Genomic DNA, 18554 nt, shown 5'->3' on the forward strand with positions numbered 1-18554 from the left:
TTGATTTGCGTGTGAAAAAGTTAGCCACAGATTAAAGGATTAAAATGATTTTTGTTTGCCACTAATTGCACTAATTTCCACGAATTAAATCTGCTTGATTTGCGTGCGAAAAATTTAGCCACAGATTAAAGGATTGAAATGATTTTTGTTTGCCGCGAATTACACAAATTTCCACAAATTAAATCTGCCTGATCTGCCTGATCTGCCTGATCTGCGTGAAATAAAATAATTCGTGAAAATTCGTGCAATTAGTGGCAGATAAAGTGGCAATGAAAAGTAGCTTACATTGGGCAAGGATGTTTTTTGTATCTTTATTCATAGGATGAAATAGAAGTTTGGTTGTCAAACTTTTTTCAGAAAGAATAAAACAAAAGAGTTCAAGCCTAAATGGAAGAATGATGACAGTAACTACAGAGCAAAACAGTGAAGCGATAAAAAAAGTGTTACCCATTATTTTAGCGACTTCTATTTTTATGCAGATGCTTGATTCAACAATTTTGAATACTTCGCTGCCTTCTATTGCTAAAGATCTGCATGAGTCTCCGCTCGATATGCAAAATGCAATTATTAGTTATGTTTTAACACTGGCGCTTTTTATGCCGGTAAGCGGTTTTTTATCGGATAAATTTGGCACCAAAAAAGTCTTTATTTTTGCTTTGTTTTTGTTCAGTCTTGGTTCTTTGTTTTGCTCGCTTTCTCAGAATTTGACACATTTAGTTTTAGCTCGAATCGTTCAAGGTGTCGGCGGAAGTTTGATGACGCCCGTAGGAAAGCTTGCACTCATTAAAACATTTCCTAAAAAGGAATTACTTAAAGCTATGAACTTTGCCATAATTCCTGCTTTAATCGGACCAGTTTTAGGACCGTTGGTAGGCGGTTATATGGTTGATTATTTGTCGTGGCATTGGATTTTTTTAATCAATATTCCGTTTGGACTTATCGGAATTATTCTAAGTTTGAAGTATATGCCTAATTATAAATCTAAGATTATTGATTTTGATTTAAAAGGCTTTTTCATCTTTGCGGCAGCTTCACTTTTATTGTCTATTTCGCTGGAATTATTTGGTAATACGGTGCGTGTTTCGCCAGTTTTAGTGATATTAATGTCCGGATTTTTAATGTTGTATTGGTATTATCGCCATGCTTCAAAAGACAATAATCCTATTTTTCCTTTAAATTTATTTCAAGTACGAACGTTTCGAGTAGGTATAGTTGGCAATTTGGCAACACGTTTAGGAATTAGTTCCGTTCCGTTATTATTACCTATGATGATTCAGATTGCTTACGGACAATCGGCTGTTGTGTCTGGATGGATTGTGGCGCCAATGGCTCTGACTGCCATGTTTGGAAAATCGGCTGTGATTGGTATTTTGAACAAATTTGGTTATCGAAAAACATTAATGGTGAATACTTTTATTATTGGAGTTTTAATTTGTTGTATGGCTATTCCATCGATTCATACTTCGATATATTGGTATGTTCCTATTATTGCGGTATTGGGTTTCTTTAACTCGATACAATTTACTTCGATGAATTCAATTTCTATTGCCGATTTAAGGCAATATCATACAAGCAGCGGTAATTCATTAATTTCTGTAAATCAGCAATTGGCAATTGGTTTTGGTATTGCTTTTGGATTACTGGTTCTTAAAATTTTTCAAGGAGATGTAAAACTTATTCATAATGAAATTCATAATGCTTTTAGATACACTTTCTTAGTGGTAGGTTCTTTAACTATTTTATCTGGATTGGTTTTTAGAAGACTGCATTTTAAAGATGGTGACAATTTAAAACCAGCGGATTAATAATAAATAAAAGCCTGTAAATTTTTAGTTTACAGGCTTTTTAAAATTTGAGAGCAATTTTGTTTAACTGCCGGATTTAATAAAATTCAGATAATTTTCTTCTGATTCAAAATAAGCGACATTTCCTTCTTCGTTTAACGAAATAATATAAGCGGAAGCTTTATCAACTTTTTTACCAGTATGAGGATCTACGGCTGTTCGAACGCTTTCTTCATTTGAAATTCTCTCTACGCACATATTACAGCAGCCATAATACATTTTTCCTTCAAACGGAACTTCCATTTGTTTTTTGCCCATATAAATGTTGTTTACCATACAGACTTCTTCATTAGTTACATGAATTCCTTTTGGTGCAGCAAAAGTTTCTTTTACAGGTAATTCGATGCTTTTTTGAGCAATGGTTTCTTGTTTTTTCTCTTGTTTTTGACATGATGCTATTACCAAAGCTATTGCTCCGATAATAAGATATTTATTTACTCTTTTCATTTTTTTGTTTTTTAATATTTGTTCCTTCTAGTATTTCTTCAGTAGCTTTCATTAGTATTTTATCTTCTTCATTCAGTTCACCAAAAACTTCAACTTGATCGGCTAAAGCGCGCCCTTTGGTTACAGGAATATTTTTAGTCAGACTATTTTCAATTCGGATTACATAAATGCCGGTGTTGCTTTCTACCAATGCTGTTTTTGGTACAAAAAAAGTAGCTTCATTTGCCTGCAGCGGAAGCATTGCTTCTGCAACCATTAATGGCTTTAGTTCTTTATGCATTTGTAGAATATCGGCTTCAATTTTCTCAGAACGAAGCTTGAAATCTAAAACTCCCGATTTACGAGAAATTTTCGCCATGTACTTTTTATTAGGAATAGAATTTATCTTAAAATGTATAGAATCACCCAATTTTAAATACGGTGTGTTGGCTTCTGGTATAGAAAGTGAAATACGCAGTTTTTTGTTGTCTTGTATCACTAACAATGGCTTGTCTGAACCTTTACCCATTGGTCCTACATACGAACCTAAATCTACATTTCGTTCCGCAACAATTCCGTTAAACGGCGCTCTGATTATCAAATAATCGTTCATGACTTGTATTTCCTGATAAGCTGATTTTGCGGCTTCGAGTTGTGCTTGATCAGATAATTTTCGAGCTGTTATTTGATCTAAAGCATCTTTTGCAATAGCACCTTTAGTTTCATTAGCCTTAAACATTCTGTCATAATTCGATTTTGTTGCGATATATATGGCTTCCTGTGCTTTCCATTTTGATTTAGCTGCAGCTAATTGTGCTTGAATTTCGGGAGCTTCCAAAACCATGATAATTTGACCCGCAGTAACTGTTGAACCAATATCTACGGACATCTTTTTTACATAACTATTGACTTTTGCATAAATAGAAGTTTCTCGGTCAGAGATTAATTCGCCTGCTAGTTTTAAGGGAACTAATGGATTGCTTTTCTTTATAGAAATAGTTTCAAAACTTTGCATCATCATCATTGGCATTGCCGCCATTTTTTCTTCCTTTTGAGGTGTTGAATTGCATGATGCAAATACAATTCCTATTAAGATATAATATACTATTTTCATGATTTATTTTTCTAATGTTATATAATGAATGCTGTTTTCGTCTTCAGGATCTAATGAAGATGATTGTGTAGTTGTTTTGTTTTGTATCCATACAAATACTAATGGTAACAGAAGCAATACACTAAATGAAGAGGCAATAAGACCTCCAATTACAGCTCTTCCTAAAGGAGCAACTTGATCACCGCCTTCTCCATGTCCAATTGCCATTGGAAGCATCCCTGCAATCATGGCTAATGTTGTCATGATAATAGGACGAATACGCAATGATGCCGCCTGAATGGCTGAACTTAAAGCATCGCCGTTTTGTAAACGAAGCGATTCTGCATTACTAATTAATAATACCGCATTTGCAATTGATACTCCTACAGACATAATGATTCCCATATACGATTGCAGGTTTAATGTTGATCCGGTAAGTTTCATTAAAAGCAATGAACCTAAAATTACAAATGGCACTGTGGTTAAAATAACCAACGATACTTTGAAAGATTGAAAATTGGCAGTCAGCATTAAAAAAATAACGATAACGGCAATTAGTAATCCTGTCGCTAAACTGTTCATCGTTTCATCAAGTACAGGAACCATTCCAGATACTTGAATATTTACTCCTTTTGGTAATTCTCCAAGAGATTCTATAGCAGCTTGTACATCTTTTTGAGCACGTCCAAGATCTGCATCATGAATATTTGCTGTAACAGGAGTATAAGCCATTGTTCCCAAATTATAACTTTCGCCTAAAACTTTCGTTGGTGTAATTGTCGCAACATCGCCAAGAACTGGACGATCTGAATTTTTTCCTAACGGAACGTTCATCAGTTCGTCTTTGGTATTTAGAATGTTTTGCGGCGTTTGCACTTGTACATCATAGGCGATTCCCATCATTCCGCCGACCCACATATTTTTGCTCGTATAACGAGAAGAAGCGGTAATTGGAACTAACGAACGCGCGATGTCTTGAGCATCAATTCCTAATTGAGCAGCTCTTACACGATCAATATTAATATCAAAAGCGGGATAGTTTAGAGACTGCGGAATTTGCTGATCTCGCAAATAGTCAATTTCTTTTAGTTTAGCCAAAAGTTTATTGGCATACATAACATTCATCTTTTTCATCATTCCCGAAAAACGAACTTCGATAGGCGTATTGGTTCCCTGACTTAGTATTTTCTCGGTAAGCTCAATTGGTTCGAAAGAAAAATGCAATTCAGGCATTTTCTCTTTCATATGTTTACGGATGATTTCTTTTAAAGCATTTGTATTTCCATCATAATCTTTTAGTGCAATTTGCATCAATGCTTCGTGCGGACCTGCATTATATAAGTAAATAGGACTTACTGCAAACGAAGACGGATGCTGTCCAATAAACACAGATGAAATGCTAATGTGCTCTTTGCCAATAACGGTTTCGAGTTCCTTTAAAACTTGCTTTATTTTTAGTTCTGTTTTTTCAATTCGAGTGCCTTCAGGAGCTTTTATACGTACTTGAAACTGACTTGAATTTACGGTTGGCAATACATCTTTTCCTGTAATGTTGTACATTAAGAATACACTTAGCGCTGCAATAATGAAACTTGCAATTAATATTGGTTTTCGCTTTGGCATTATAGAATGTAAGAACTGTACAAAACGATTTTTAAAGCCATCAAATTTGTCTTCTTTGTGAGTGTGGTTTTCATTGTTTTTCATTAACCAGTTTGCCAGCACAGGAACAAATGTCTGAGATAGAATAAAGGAGAATATCATCGAAAAACCAATTGCCAATGCTAATGGCATAAACAAGGAACCTGGTATACCGGTCATCATAAATGCTGGAGCAAATACAGCAAGAATACACAATAAAATCAATAGCTTAGGAAATGCAATTTCTTTACAAGCGTCTAAAATTGCTTTAGATTTTGTTTTTCCCATTGCTAAATGCTGATGGATATTTTCGATCGTAACCGTACTCTCATCAACCAAAATACCTATGGCTAATGCTAATCCAGATAATGACATAATATTGATACTTTGTCCAAATAATTTTAGGAATAATACTCCTGATATAATTGAAATTGGAATTGTAAGCACCACTATTAAAGCTGCTCTTTTGTCATTTAAAAATAATAATACCATTAATCCCGTTAACACGGCACCCAAAACGCCTTCGGTAATTAAACTTTTTACGGCATTAATAACATAAACAGATTGGTCAAATTCATAGGAAATAGTTACATCATCTGGTAAATTGTTCTGAATGGCCGGAATCGCTTTTTTAAGGTTTTTTACGACTTCCCAAGTAGAGGCATTTCCTGATTTTGCGATGTTAATGTAAACTGATCTTGTACCATTAATAAGGGCATAACCAGTCGTAATATCGGCACCGTCTTTTACAGTTGCTACATCACGAATGTAAACGTTATCGACTCCTCCTTTAAAAATTGGAATATTGCCAAAATCTGCTACTTCTTTTATCGTATTGTTAGTAGGCGTTAAGTAATTAATGTCGTTCACATAAATATTTCCAGATGGAGATGTGATGTTATTCCTGCTGATAGATTCAACAATCTGCTCGGGAGTTAATTGGTGTGTACGCAGTTTATTAGGATCAATGTTAATTTCGATAGTTCTAGGACTTCCTCCAAATGGAGGCGCTGTTGTTAATCCTGGAATTTTAATTAAAAATGGTCGTGCCGTAAAGTTGGCGATATCCTGCAGTTCATTATTTGTTTTCGAATTACTTTTAAAAACCAATTGTCCAACTGGCTGTGAAGAGGCATCAAATCGAATAATAAATGGAGGCGGAGCACCGGGCGGTAAAAATACCTGCGAACGATTAGAGAGTGCATTGATTTCGGCAATTGCCTGTCCCATATCAGTACCTTCATAAAAGTTAATTTTCATTAAGGTAAGTCCTTGAGTATTTTTAGTTTCAATACTTTCTATTCCGCTCGTAAACAGCATCATGTTTACATACATTTTTGTAAAATAACCTTCCATTTGTTGTGGCGTATAGCCATTAAATGAATGGGCGATGTACACGACAGGAAGATTCATGTCAGGTAAAATATCGACTTTAATTTCTTTAGCAGCTTTAATCCCGAAGAATAAAAGCCCCAGCACTATCACCATAATAGAGATAGGCTTGCGCAAGGCAAAACGTATTAAGTTCATAGTTTTCGGGTTTATTGTATTTCGTTGAGTAAAATGTTTAAGTCGCCAGCCGCTGCCGCTTTAATCCATAAGGCCTGCCAAATATTGTTTTGAGCAATTTCGTATTCAATTTCGGCTCTATTCAATGTGTAGAAAGATTGCGTTAAGTCTACAATTGTGGTAAGCCCATTTTGATACAAAGCGGAGTGTTGACGATAGGCATCTGCAGCAGCCGTAACTTGTGTTTTACTTTGCTCAAAAGTGGCGTAGGCATTTTTGAGTTTGTCTTCAGCTAATTTTTGCTGCGCTGTTAATTCTTGACTCATATATTCATATTCATTCTGTAAAGACTGCGTTATGAATTTTTGTTCCCGTTTTTTAGATGACTGACGGTATAAATTTGTCAGGTTCCAGCTTAGATTTATTCCAACAAGATAATTACTGCGGTCTATTCCCACGCCATCAAGATAAGATCGATTAAAAGCGGAATTGTCTTGTACATAATTCCAGTCAAAACCAGAACCGCGTCCCTGCATTACTCCAAATGCAGAAATGCTTGGCAAGCCAAGAGCTGTTTGCAGTTTCTCTTGATTTTCACTTTTTAAAATCGCACTTTGCTGCCATTCTAGTATGGGATGTTTGCTAAGTTCTACAGTGGATTCTAAAAGTGAAACCGGTGTTGTAGTCGTAAAAAGACTATCGAGTTTATAAGTTTGATAGTCTTCACCCAGCATTACGGCCAACGACTTAGAATGATCGAGTTCCATATCGTAAGCCTTTATAACTGCTGCTTTTGTATTGGCAACTTCAGCTTTGGCTAACGAATAATCGACTTCTGGAAGTAAACCGCTTTCAGTACGACTTTGCGTAGTAGTTTCTACAACTAAAGCACGATCAAGGTTTTTTTCCTGAACGTATTTAATACGCTGAGCAGCGAGCAGGTTTAAATATGCTGCGCCCACTTTTACTTGATGCTGGAATTTTACCTGATCCAGATCTTTTTGTGCCTTGTTTTCATCAGCTTTGGCAATTCCTATTTGGTTTTTAATTTTACCAAAAGTGAATAAATTCCAATTGATATTAGCGAGATAAAGAGAACCAAAAGCGGCATTCCAGTTTTGATCGGGTAAAGGCATAGACGTTGCAGCACTGCCCAAACCGCCAAAACTGTACATTGGCCCGTTTATGGCATTTATAGTACCATAACTTTGCTGCGCCATTACCGTAAAGTCTGGTAAATAAGTGCTTTTTTGATAAGAGATATTTTCTTTGGCAGCTTTTACAACTGCTTCTTTAGCTTTTATTTTTTCAAAATTCTGAATCGAACGTTCAAGAGCATTAGATAATGTTACAGTTTGTGCAAGCAGATTTTCTGAAACAAAACTGAACACTATCAATGCAAAGCATTGCATTTTCATGATGTGTATTTAAAAATTAGACAATAGAAATCTGACAACATTTCTTTGAAAAATGCTGCAGTTTATTTAATTGCTAAAAATCAAATTCGGTAAACGCAGTAAAAAATGTAAAGAGGATTATTCCTTATCGGAATAAATGCAGTAAAAAAATGGTGTGCTTTATTTAGTTGAGGTAAACGAAGCGCGAGTATTGTTTCAGGAATAGAAAGGGGAAAAGGCAGCTCGGAGAATTTAAAAGCTAAATCTTTAGAAACTTTTTGGTGTGCCTTTTCAGTAATTTTATTCAGCTGTGTTTTATGTTTACAGCAGTTTTTGCTTTTTGGTAAATTTTTCGCAGCACATTTTGGACATTTTTTTCCTGTATGTGTGCCAGAAAAAAGACTTGTTTCTTGCTTAACACCTTTACAAAAATGGGTAATAGTGGTAAAGCCTGACGACATTACCAGATAAAAAACCGAAAGAAGTATGAGAAGTGCTTTTTTCATAATTAACTGCAAAGTTGAACATATTTACAGACAAACAATTGTATAATTTTGGAAGAATTTTGTAAAATTTATGAACTGCATTTACGACCGTTTTTATTCTGCTGTTTCCCATTTTTCTGGTTTCAAGTTAGAATTTGCAACATCTAATTTTCGATTTTGCTGTCAGATTTTATTAATTTTGAGAATCATGGTTGTGTCTATTTAAAGATTAATTTCTTAAAACTGAATTCAGAATTTCGTTTTAGAGATATAAGATTTAGAAACAAGCATATCATTTACGTCATAAGATTTATTTTAAAAATAATGAAAGAGCCTTATCTAGAATAGTTAGGGCTTTTTTTATAGAAAAATGATTTACGAATTGTTGAAGTTTTTTTGTAGAACTTATATGCACCTTAAATTATAAATCAGAGTTATGAACTTAATTAAAAAGGGTTTTATTCTATTGTTTTGTGTTGCTGCAATGCAAACTTTAAAAGCACAACCTGCGCCGCCGCCGTATACAATGGGATTTATTCCAGCATCGATTACAGAGGGAGATTTTGCTTTTCCGATATATGATAAATGGCATTTAAGCGGTCAAGCCGATTTTCAATTGGTAACGCAAGGTGCTTATACCAACAAGAATCCGTATGAATATACACAGCGTGTTGTAGTAAGACCATGGATTGTATATTCAGGTTTTGAAAACATGAAGTTTTGGCTTGGTTATGCGCACAATCAAAAGTATGAGGTTGAAGAAGCGGGTAACTATGAAACACTTGAGCAGAGACTTATATTAATGGGGACTTTTTCTCAGAATATGCCAAAAGGAACAATCTTTGAACAAGTGCGATTTGAAACGAAATTTTTTGATGACAGAAACGGAGTACATCGTGTAATTCCGCGTTTAAGAGCACGATTTGGAGTTAATCACTTCTTACGTCAAACGAAAGAAAAACCGTTGTTTGTTGCGCCAAATATTGGTTACTATGCAGAGCTCATGCTTAAGTTTGCACCAAAAGATTATGCCAACGAGAATTTTGATATTTTTAGAATGTCAGTTTACTATACAGCAGGGATTTCAAAAAACCTGCATTTTCTAGCGGGTGTTATCGGACAGATGCAGCTGCGCACAAACGGAACTCAATTTGATGTTTATTATGGACCTGTTGTATCAATGAAATACAGTATCAGACCCAAAGAAAGAGAAACTTTTGACAGTGTTGACGGAGGTGCAGATTAATTTTACAATTGAAAATATTTAGAACAATTAACCATTTAATTAGGAATAAAAAAAAGGGAGAAAAGTCTAATTTGACTATTCTCCCTTTTTAATTTTATGTAGAAAATTATTTTACTCTAAAAGTAACTCTTCTAACTAGTTTTCTAGCTCCGTCAGAATCTTTGTTTACTGAAGTGTCTTCGCCAGCTCCAATAACATTTAATCTTGAAGGATTAATATTAGCTTTTATCAATGTGTTTTTTACATTGTTTGCTCTTGCAGTTGATAATTTATCATTGTGAGCAGATTTACCAATTTCGTCAGCGTGCCCAATAATGTCAACTGAAGCAGTAGGATTGTTTCTCAAATACGTTAAAATAAAATCGATACCTTCTGTAGAAACATTTGTTGGAGTAGATTTTCCAAAATCAAAATAAGTACAAACGTAGTTGCTGTTGATTAAGTTTTTAACCAATTCATTGTTGTTTAAAATTGGTGATTTATCAGTGTTGCTTCCGTAAGTTTTTAATAAATAGCTTTCTAATTCGTCAGGAACATTGTTGTTGTTTAGATCGATAGATTTTCCTTTTGTGTTAACCATTACACCAGAAATTGTGTTTGGCTCTTCGTCTAAATAATCAGGTACACCGTCTTTGTCTGTATCCAGCATAGAAGTTTCGATGTCAGTAATTCTTTGTTTCAATTCATCAATTTCAGATCCGTTATCGATTACCCAGTCAGCATGTTTTCCATTTTTACCTAAATAAACTGTTACACCAACAGTTCCGTTAAAAATGATTCCTGAAAAACCTCTAGAATTAGAAGGTGTTGCAGCATCAAAAGTTACGTTTTGAGATGCATTAAGAATAGTTGTAAAATCTCCAGTCAAAGCAACTCTGTTCGATAATTTAATTTGACCAGTAATACCTGCCATGAAGTTACCCATTCTGTCTTTTACAGACGAATTTTCATCTTCTAATTGTGCCAATCCAAAACCAGCATGACCAAGTAAACCAATCGTATTAGTCCATGTTTCAAAATTCATGATACGACCTAAGTTAGCTACAGCCTGAATGTCTGCTCTGTAATATTTAGTATCAAAATCTACAGAATTATTTTTTCCTGTAAAACTGTTGTAACCAAAATCAGCTTTAAGACCAAATTTGTTATTAAACATATATCTTACTCCTAAATCTACTACATAAGGACTTGGTGTAGAAGTGAAATAGTTTGCAGACATAGGTCTTTGTGGTTTATTAACTCCTCCTCCTAATTCAATAGACCATTTATTGAAGTCATTTTTCGTTGTTTTCTCAGTTTTAGTTTGAGCACTTACAGTTGTTATTGCAGAAGCAAACAAGAAAGTAATTATGAATTTTTTCATTTCCATTAATTTTTTAAAATTTTCGGCAAAACTAAAAGACAATCTTGGTTCCAAAAAATGGGCAGTAAAAATGGAGCAGGATTTAAGAACAAAATGAGCTCGAAGATGAAATTGATTTTAAAAATAAAAAACAGCTATTCAGTTTGTTAGGGTTGATGTTTGAAAAAGATTATTTTTTTTTCAATTTTTTTGTTGAGATGCATTTTTTGAAATAACAGAATTATAGGTTCTCTATTTTCTGCAGAAGATTTATAATTGTTTGTTGGGGCTTAACATTTTTTTATCGGTTTTAATGAAAAAGCTATTCATAAAAATGAGTAGTTTTGTAGAACAAATTCTACAATCACTGTAATAATGTTCTACGTAGAATTTTATTAAATCGAACTACTTTCGCAGTTAGTTTAAAATAAAAATTAAATATTTTTTTTAAAAACGAATTAAAATGTGTAACTTGTTAGGAACATATTTTTTCAATTAAAAGACTCCCCAAATCTTTTAAATATTTATTGGCGATTATAATTTCTGTTGGTTCTACAAGGCTGTACTTTATTTTTTGTTTAAAGCGGTTTTGATTTAACAGATAAGGACTGTCGTCTCAGAATTAAAATAGGTAATCCTTGTTTAAGATCTAAAAAATAATAATTATTTAAGTTGTAGTACATCATTCATGATGATATCATAGTAACCTAGTATTAAAACAATTTTATGAGTTAATGATTTTTTATAACTCATTAATTTTTTTATCATTTTAAAATCTAAAATTTTGGTTAAAAAGCATTCCTTGAATAATACATTTAGTTTATTAAAACTAAAATTCAAACATAGAAAAATAATCCACTATACTTTATTGGTATGTATTATTTTGCTGCAGATAATTGCTATTGTTATTTGGAACAATGAGACTTCAAATGAAACGGTAATGTCAAAAGCATTGAGTTCTATGAACTCTATGAATAAGATTTCAGGCTTTACAAGCAAAATAAATAATTCGTTTTTAAATTCTCAAAAAAGCTTTACTAATTACACGGCAAATAAGAATAAGGCTTCTTTAGAGCAATATACTGCATCGTTGAATGAAGTAAGTCGTTTGCTTGATAGCTTGAGTTTGTTGACAAAAAACAATAAAGAGTTTGAAAATATTCTGCTGGAAAAGAAACATTCTGAAGCGAATATTCAAACCTTAAAATCTGAAATTGATTCTATTATTAGTTTACAGCATAATCCTGACAAGGAAGGCGTTTCGAACGTATTTAAACTAAATAAATTTGAATACAAGAAAATTTTAGACAGTATTAAAACAGATACTTATACAAAAGTTGACAGCGTTTCGAAGAAAGGATTGTTTTCAAGATTAGGTGCGGCATTGGCTGGAAAAACTGATGTACAGAAAGAACAGTTAAATGTTACTGTTACAATGAAGTATAAAGATAAAGTAGTGACTGGAAGTATTGAAGATCAGATCGCTAATTTGTTTAATACGACAAATACATACTACGAAGGTCAGTTTAAAAATTTGAAAAAACATTTTGAGAATTTAAAAAATCAAGATTCAAAATTGACGGAGCTTAATAATAAACTATTGGCTTTAGAGAGTGAAATAATGCCAGTTTATAATAAGTCATTAAACGCCCTTCAGGAGAGTACTCAAAAACAGCTGCAGAATCAATACGATTCGAATAAAATTACTAGAAGTTATACGCTTGCTGTCTTGATTGTTTTAATGCTTATAATTTCTATTACCATTTTCTACTTTACTCGAATGGCATTTCAATATGAAAAACGATTGATAGTTGCTCAAAATCAGATTAAAGAAAGTTTAAATTTCAAAAATAGAATTATGGGAATGATCAGTCATGAAATCAGATCTCCGTTGAGTTTAATTTCTATTTACAGTAAAATGATCAGTTCTTCGATAAAAGATGCCGAAATAAAAGAAACTTTTCAATCCATTCAATTTACAACAAACTCGCTGCTTTTGTTAGCGAACCAAATTTTAGAATATTCTAAAGACGAAAATCGTTTGTTGAAATTAAATAATAAAAACTTTCAGTTAAAAAGTGAAATAAATCAGATTGTTTCGTCAATGGGTTCACTGGTTGAAAGCAAAGGGAATAAAATTGCAGTTAAATCAAATTTAGCTGACTATGAAGTTTTTTCTGATGCTGTAAAAATTCATCAGCTATTTTATAACATAATTGGTAACGCTAATAAATTTACAAAAGAAGGACTTATTGCAATTGCAATAGATGTTGAAAAGACTGGAGATAAAAAGCTTAATTTAAAAGTAGCGATTCAGGATAATGGAAGCGGAATTTCTGAAAATGATTTGAAGAATATTTTTGAACTTTATTATCAAGGAACAGTTTCTGGAAAAGTCAATGATTTAGGAGTTGGTTTAGGGTTGAATCTTTGTAAAGAAATTGTTGAATTATTTGGCGGGGAAATTAATGTTGAAAGTAAGCAAGGAAATGGAACAAAAGTTAGTTTCAATTTGATTTTAAATTTAGCTTAAAATGCAAATAAAAAGATCGTCGATAGGTGTTGTACATACCGATGGTTGATAAGTAAAGAACCAAATCTACTAAAAATATAATTTATTCAAATACAAATGAAATCATCAAATAGCTATAGTTTCTTAATTGCCGATGATCATAGTGTGGTTAGACAAGGAGTATCTCTAATTATAAAAGAGCTGTTTTTAAATGCATCAATTTATATGGCAGGGAATTTTAAAGATATATTTAGTAAGCTGAATGAAGTTAAGATCGATTTATTGATTTTAGATGTAAACTTTCCGGATGGCAATAGTATAAATGTATTGTCTGAAATAAAAGCGATTCAGCCAGATATTAAAATCTTAATATTTTCGGCCTATGACGAAAATATTTATGCAATGCGATATTTAAATGCCGGAGCTTCTGGTTATTTAAATAAGGAAACTTCTGAAGAGGAAATGAAAAATGCCATCGATTCGATGATGCTGTCAGGAAAATATCTTACTCAGAATGTAAAAGACAGAATTTTGGATTCGTACATTACTAAAAAACCAACAAATCCGCTGGACCTTTTGTCTAATAGAGAAATTGAGGTGGCACAATTATTAATAAAAGGATACGGAAATCTCGAAATTTTAGAATTGTTGAACATAAAAAAAACTACAGTAAGTACTTTTAAAAATAGAATTTTTGAAAAGCTGGAGATTGATAATCTAGCTGATTTAATTCGGTTTTTTCAGTTGTACTATGATGAATAGCTAAAATTCAATCATTTAGACATTACAGTATATTAAGAAAAACAGGAATTTTTAGATTCCTGTTTTTTTTTGGATAAAAATTTAGGGTTAAGGACTGTTTTGCTTGTAGAAATAATTCTACAAGAGGACGGTCGATATTCTATAAGGTATTGATTTTATTGGGAGTATTTTTGTATTGTCAGGAAGAGACAAGAGAATTGGAGAGTAAAATAAAGACAATATTGAGAAGTATTTTTTTAGAATTATTTGCAGCCATTTTTCTGTTTTTTAGGAATGATTTTTTTTGATGCTGGCAATATTGTTTATGTTTTTTGGAATTTAACATTTAAGTCAATTTTGTTTTTGGAGGACAGCCGTTTGATCAACATTAAGTTGTTCATTTAATTAAAGAAAATTAGAATTGACGATGTAAGAATTTAGGGGAGAGAGAATGTTTGTGTGATATGAATTGAATGAATTTCGTTGTGGTAATTGAATTCAAGAAATCTCTCCTTTCAAATTTTTAAAGTGGTGAAGTTTTTTTATGATGTTATAGGAATACGGTTTTTAACTTGATTGAATTTTTTTAATGAAAAATTTGATTGTAAAAAATGTAATGATGATGATAAAGAAAAGAGCACTTATATATGGCAATCAAAAATGTTTTTCAAAATTTTTAAAATGCAAATTTCAAGACGTTTTGATGCTTGATATCTGTAGAGATTTCAGGAGCCTAAATGACGAATTGGATGTTTACGCAGCAATTGTATTTGTTGTTTACACAGAAGAAGATTTTCTTGATTTTTTAAGAGTATACGGAAAAGGAATCCCACTGGTTGTTTGTTCCTTCAATAAGCGAATATCCACTATTCTGCTTGATTTGGATGATGTTTTCTTACTCGATACTTCAAATGTACGATCACAAATATTAAATCAGTTAAATCTTCATTTTGAAGAAACCATACTTAATACCCAAATGCCCTACTGTTGACTAAAAAGAAACTGTAATCAGGTTTTTATTAGTCATAAACTACTAAATACTAGATCATGGAATTCGATTTTTATAAAGCGAGAAAAAATAAAACAATTAATGAGTTGAAATCTAAATTGTTTGATGAAATGGAAGATGCACTTTTTGTTCTGACGATTTCGCCAAAAAACGAGTGCGCTTTGCCTTTTGTTACTGATTCTGCATATAGATTGTTTGAAATTTTACCTGATGAATTGATTACCAATACCATGTTTTCTGTTTATGACAGAGTTCATAAAGATGACAGGAATTTAGTAAGGAAGTCTTTAATTGATTCTTTAAAAAAAGGAAAAAAATGGAACTCAGTTTTCAGAGTGCAATTGCCTATGAAAGGGTTGTGCTGGTTTAAGGTTTCATCAAAAAAAGAGACAAACAGTGACGGAACTCTAGTTTTATATGGAAGAATTTCTGATGTTACACAGTTGAAAACTTTAGAATCAAAGCTGGAGATTTCTGAAGAACGTTACAAATTTGCTCTTGAAACTTCAACTTTTGGAGTTTGGAATTGGGACATGAAGGAGAATACTGTTTTTTATTCGCCGCAGTCTGTAAAAATACTCGAACTAGAATCTGCGAAAAATATCGATTCTCCAGAACGATGGAATGAAATTATACATCCAGAAGATCTTGAGAAATATTATACCGCTTTACATAATCACTTTGAAAATAAAACACCTTTTTATGAAAGCTTTCATCGTGTATTGACATTAAATGGAAGTTATAAATGGATTTTAAACCGAGGTAAAGTGATTCAACGTGATGAAAATGGTAAACCGTTGAAAGTAATTGGAACGCATACAGATATTTCGTCACAAAAAAGAAAAGAATTGGAGCTGCTGGAAAGAATGGAGCTTTATAGTGAAAAGAATGACAGATTATTGAATTTTTCGCACATCGCATCTCATAATTTGAATTCGCATGCAGGAAATTTTAAACTGCTTCTAGATATGATTGATCTAGAAGAAAATTTTGCCGAGAAACGCGAAACAATAAAGTATCTGCGAATGGTTTCAAATGATTTAAATAAAACAATTGAAGATTTATCGCAAATAGTCAACATTCAAAATAATACAGAAATTGCTGTAGAACCCTTGAATTTGAATGCTTATTTAAACAGAGTGCTTAACATTGTTAGTGCTTACAGTCATAGAAATAATGCAACAATCATAAATAATATTCCAGATGATGCCGTAATTAATTTTAATCCGTCTTATCTCGAAAGCGTATTACAAAATTTATGTACGAACGCCATAAAATATGCAAATCCAGATAAGTTTTTGGTAATCGAATTTAACTTTTTCATAGAGAACGAGAAAAAGGTACTAACGATAAAAGATAATGGTTTGGGAATTGACCTTAAAAAATACGGTCATTTATTATTTGGAATGTATAAAACATTTCACAAGCACGAAAAGGCAAATGGGATTGGTTTATATATTACAAAAAACCAGATTGAGTCAATGAATGGAAGTGTTACTGTTGAAAGTCAGGTAGGAAAAGGAACGACGTTTAAAATCATTTTTAATGATTAATTAAAAATGATTTACAATTTAAATTTATTAGCAACAAAGAGAAAAGATTAGTTTTTAAAATGGAAAAATTTGTAATTAATAAAAAAACAAATGGAGAATTTCAGTTTGATTTTATAGACAATAAAGGAAAGGTTATTTTGAGCAGCGGCGTTTATACAAGAAAATTAATGTGTTTTAAAGGAATTGAATCTGTAAGGCGCAATTCGCAGGATAATGTGAAGTTTTTTAGAAAGACATCTCGAAACAATGAAACTTACTTTAATCTGAAGGCTTTCAACGGAAAAATTATTGGAGTGAGTAAAATGTTTAAAGATAGATTTTCTCGCGATAAAGGAATAGAGGCATTAAAAAAGAAAGCTCCAAATGCTTCAATCGAAGATCGATCAAAACAATCTTTCAAATTAATTTGCACTTCATCGTACAATATGGCGGGCTAAAAAGCGATGCTGTAAAGTCAAACAAATATTTATTTGTTCTAACTATCTATCCTTCACTTTACGAAGGACTTCACTAAAAAATACGGTTTTTAAAATGCTGCTTTTAACGATTAAACAGCAGCATAGAATAATGGACTTTTTTAAGAAATCTAGTTTCTTAAGAGAGGTATCGCATCGTAACTATTAATTAGTAAAAACAGCATGGTTTTTTGTGTGTTTTTTCTGTAGAAAAAGTTCTACAAGGTGTTGTTAAGGGTTCTACAATTTTTTGATTTTTAGCCTTTTACATTTGCCCTCAGATAGATGTAAGATCAGTTTATTTTTTAGAGGTTCCCCAAATCTTAAAAAACAACCTATTTATGATCAGTGAAATGAGAATTAGCGGTATTCAATTTTTTCATTTGAATTAGTTCTTATTAAGGTTAATCGTTTTTAAAAGATTTTTTTATGAAAAATTATTACTTTTTATTCCTTTTAGGATTGAGTTTTTGGAGTCATGCACAAGTTGGTATTGGAACTTCACTTCCTAACTCTTCAACACAGCTTGATGTTGCGGCAACAAATAAAGGTATACTTATACCTAGAGTTTCATTAACCAGTACATTAGACAAAACTACTATTGCAGGTGGTAATGTGAACAGTCTTTTGGTTTTTAATACACAAACAATCAGTGATATTGTGCCTGGTTACTACTATTGGTATGTAGATAAATGGTACCGAATGGGAAGTGCTGACACGGAAACTATTACAACTTTGGTCGATAATAAAAACGGAACCATTACTTATACTAATGAAAAAGGTCTGCCCGTTACAATTAATTTAGGATCTGGTCCGCAAGGAATTCCTGGAACCAATGGTAAAAATGGTGTTGATGGAAAATCTGCTTATGAAATTTGGAAAGAAATAACTAAAAATAATACAGCAACAATTACAGATTATTTGGCAGCTGTAAAAGGTGATACTGGTTTAACAGGAACTAATGGAAAAGGAATTACAACTACGGTTGATAATGGAAACGGAACGTTTACGATTACATATACTGATGGATCAACTTTTACCACTTCTAATTTAACAGGAGCACAAGGAGTTGCAGGAACAAATGGAACAAATGGTGTTGATGGAAAATCAGCTTATGAAATTTGGAAGGAAACCACTAATACTACAACATCAACTGTTACAGATTATTTAGCGGCTATAAAAGGAGATACTGGAGCGCAAGGTCCACAAGGAATTGCTGGAAAAGGAATCACAACTACAGTTGATAATGGAAACGGAACGTTTACAATTACTTATACTGATGGATCAACTTTCACGACTTC

Annotated in this window: 13 protein-coding genes and 1 pseudogene; 8 read left to right on the forward strand and 6 right to left on the reverse strand. The window is 32.5% G+C overall.

The window, feature by feature from the left end:
* Positions 1-395: 395 nt before the first annotated feature.
* Positions 396-1805 (forward strand): MFS transporter, encoded by a 1410-nt coding sequence (locus B0A81_RS14255; RefSeq protein ID WP_244281432.1) that lies wholly within the window; start codon positions 396-398, stop codon positions 1803-1805.
* 63 nt (positions 1806-1868) lie between these two features.
* Here the strand turns inward: B0A81_RS14255 and B0A81_RS14260 are convergent, their stop codons facing one another.
* The 5 genes from B0A81_RS14260 to B0A81_RS22020 form a co-directional block, all read right to left on the reverse strand.
* Complete coding sequence (locus B0A81_RS14260; protein WP_089058667.1) at positions 1869-2291, reverse strand: hypothetical protein; 423 nt, start codon at positions 2289-2291, stop codon at positions 1869-1871.
* Entirely contained in the window at positions 2275-3384 is a 1110-nt protein-coding gene (locus B0A81_RS14265; RefSeq protein WP_089058668.1) for an efflux RND transporter periplasmic adaptor subunit, read from the reverse strand. The genes B0A81_RS14260 and B0A81_RS14265 overlap by 17 nt, the downstream gene beginning before the upstream one ends.
* Before the next feature lie 3 nt (positions 3385-3387).
* Entirely contained in the window at positions 3388-6534 is a 3147-nt protein-coding gene (locus tag B0A81_RS14270; RefSeq protein WP_089058669.1) for an efflux RND transporter permease subunit, read from the reverse strand.
* A gap of 11 nt (positions 6535-6545) precedes the next feature.
* Entirely contained in the window at positions 6546-7931 is a 1386-nt protein-coding gene (locus B0A81_RS14275) for a TolC family protein (protein ID WP_089058670.1), read from the reverse strand.
* An 80-nt stretch (positions 7932-8011) separates the two neighbouring features.
* Complete coding sequence (locus tag B0A81_RS22020) at positions 8012-8416, reverse strand: HYC_CC_PP family protein (protein WP_089058671.1); 405 nt, start codon at positions 8414-8416, stop codon at positions 8012-8014.
* A 415-nt stretch (positions 8417-8831) separates the two neighbouring features.
* Between B0A81_RS22020 and B0A81_RS14285 the strand changes: the two genes are divergently transcribed.
* Positions 8832-9641, forward strand: coding sequence for a DUF2490 domain-containing protein (locus B0A81_RS14285; protein ID WP_089058672.1), 810 nt, complete (start codon positions 8832-8834; stop codon positions 9639-9641).
* Positions 9642-9747: 106 nt separating this feature from the next.
* On the opposite strand, the gene B0A81_RS14290 is transcribed toward B0A81_RS14285, so the two are convergent.
* A complete protein-coding gene (locus B0A81_RS14290; protein ID WP_089058673.1) occupies positions 9748-11004 on the reverse strand; it encodes an OmpA family protein in 1257 nt (418 codons plus the stop codon).
* 781 nt (positions 11005-11785) lie between these two features.
* Here B0A81_RS14290 and B0A81_RS14295 point away from each other — a divergent pair.
* The 6 genes and pseudogenes from B0A81_RS14295 to B0A81_RS14320 form a co-directional block, all read left to right on the forward strand.
* The gene (locus B0A81_RS14295; RefSeq protein ID WP_089058674.1) at positions 11786-13516 is read left to right on the forward strand and encodes a sensor histidine kinase; all 1731 of its coding nucleotides are present in this window, start codon (positions 11786-11788) and stop codon (positions 13514-13516) included.
* Between the two features lie 96 nt (positions 13517-13612).
* On the forward strand, positions 13613-14257 hold the full coding sequence (locus B0A81_RS14300; RefSeq protein ID WP_089058675.1) for a response regulator transcription factor: 645 nt from the start codon (positions 13613-13615) through the stop codon (positions 14255-14257).
* 568 nt (positions 14258-14825) lie between these two features.
* Positions 14826-15227 carry a hypothetical protein gene (locus tag B0A81_RS14305; protein WP_089058676.1) on the forward strand — a complete coding sequence of 134 codons (402 nt, stop codon included), beginning with the start codon at positions 14826-14828 and terminating at the stop codon, positions 15225-15227.
* Between the two features lie 56 nt (positions 15228-15283).
* Entirely contained in the window at positions 15284-16798 is a 1515-nt protein-coding gene (locus B0A81_RS14310) for a PAS domain-containing protein (protein ID WP_089058677.1), read from the forward strand.
* Between the two features lie 59 nt (positions 16799-16857).
* Complete coding sequence (locus B0A81_RS14315) at positions 16858-17235, forward strand: YegP family protein (protein WP_089054783.1); 378 nt, start codon at positions 16858-16860, stop codon at positions 17233-17235.
* Positions 17236-17682: 447 nt separating this feature from the next.
* Positions 17683-18554, forward strand: a pseudogene (locus B0A81_RS14320) (hypothetical protein); the annotation flags it as partial.

Origin of the sequence: Flavobacterium plurextorum, from assembly GCF_002217395.1 — a bacterium.
In the GTDB taxonomy this organism is placed as follows: domain Bacteria; phylum Bacteroidota; class Bacteroidia; order Flavobacteriales; family Flavobacteriaceae; genus Flavobacterium; species Flavobacterium plurextorum.

Excerpts from the sequence above, each read along its gene's own strand:
- B0A81_RS14255 (WP_244281432.1), top strand. The coding sequence starts at position 396 with ATGATGACAGTAACTACAGAGCAAAACAGTGAAGCGATAAAAAAAGTG.
- B0A81_RS14260 (WP_089058667.1), bottom strand. The coding sequence starts at position 2,291 with ATGAAAAGAGTAAATAAATATCTTATTATCGGAGCAATAGCTTTGGTA.
- B0A81_RS14265 (WP_089058668.1), bottom strand. The coding sequence starts at position 3,384 with ATGAAAATAGTATATTATATCTTAATAGGAATTGTATTTGCATCATGC.
- B0A81_RS14270 (WP_089058669.1), bottom strand. The coding sequence starts at position 6,534 with ATGAACTTAATACGTTTTGCCTTGCGCAAGCCTATCTCTATTATGGTG.
- B0A81_RS14275 (WP_089058670.1), bottom strand. The coding sequence starts at position 7,931 with ATGAAAATGCAATGCTTTGCATTGATAGTGTTCAGTTTTGTTTCAGAA.
- B0A81_RS22020 (WP_089058671.1), bottom strand. The coding sequence starts at position 8,416 with ATGAAAAAAGCACTTCTCATACTTCTTTCGGTTTTTTATCTGGTAATG.
- B0A81_RS14285 (WP_089058672.1), top strand. The coding sequence starts at position 8,832 with ATGAACTTAATTAAAAAGGGTTTTATTCTATTGTTTTGTGTTGCTGCA.
- B0A81_RS14290 (WP_089058673.1), bottom strand. The coding sequence starts at position 11,004 with ATGAAAAAATTCATAATTACTTTCTTGTTTGCTTCTGCAATAACAACT.
- B0A81_RS14300 (WP_089058675.1), top strand. The coding sequence starts at position 13,613 with ATGAAATCATCAAATAGCTATAGTTTCTTAATTGCCGATGATCATAGT.
- B0A81_RS14305 (WP_089058676.1), top strand. The coding sequence starts at position 14,826 with ATGAAAAATTTGATTGTAAAAAATGTAATGATGATGATAAAGAAAAGA.
- B0A81_RS14310 (WP_089058677.1), top strand. The coding sequence starts at position 15,284 with ATGGAATTCGATTTTTATAAAGCGAGAAAAAATAAAACAATTAATGAG.
- B0A81_RS14315 (WP_089054783.1), top strand. The coding sequence starts at position 16,858 with ATGGAAAAATTTGTAATTAATAAAAAAACAAATGGAGAATTTCAGTTT.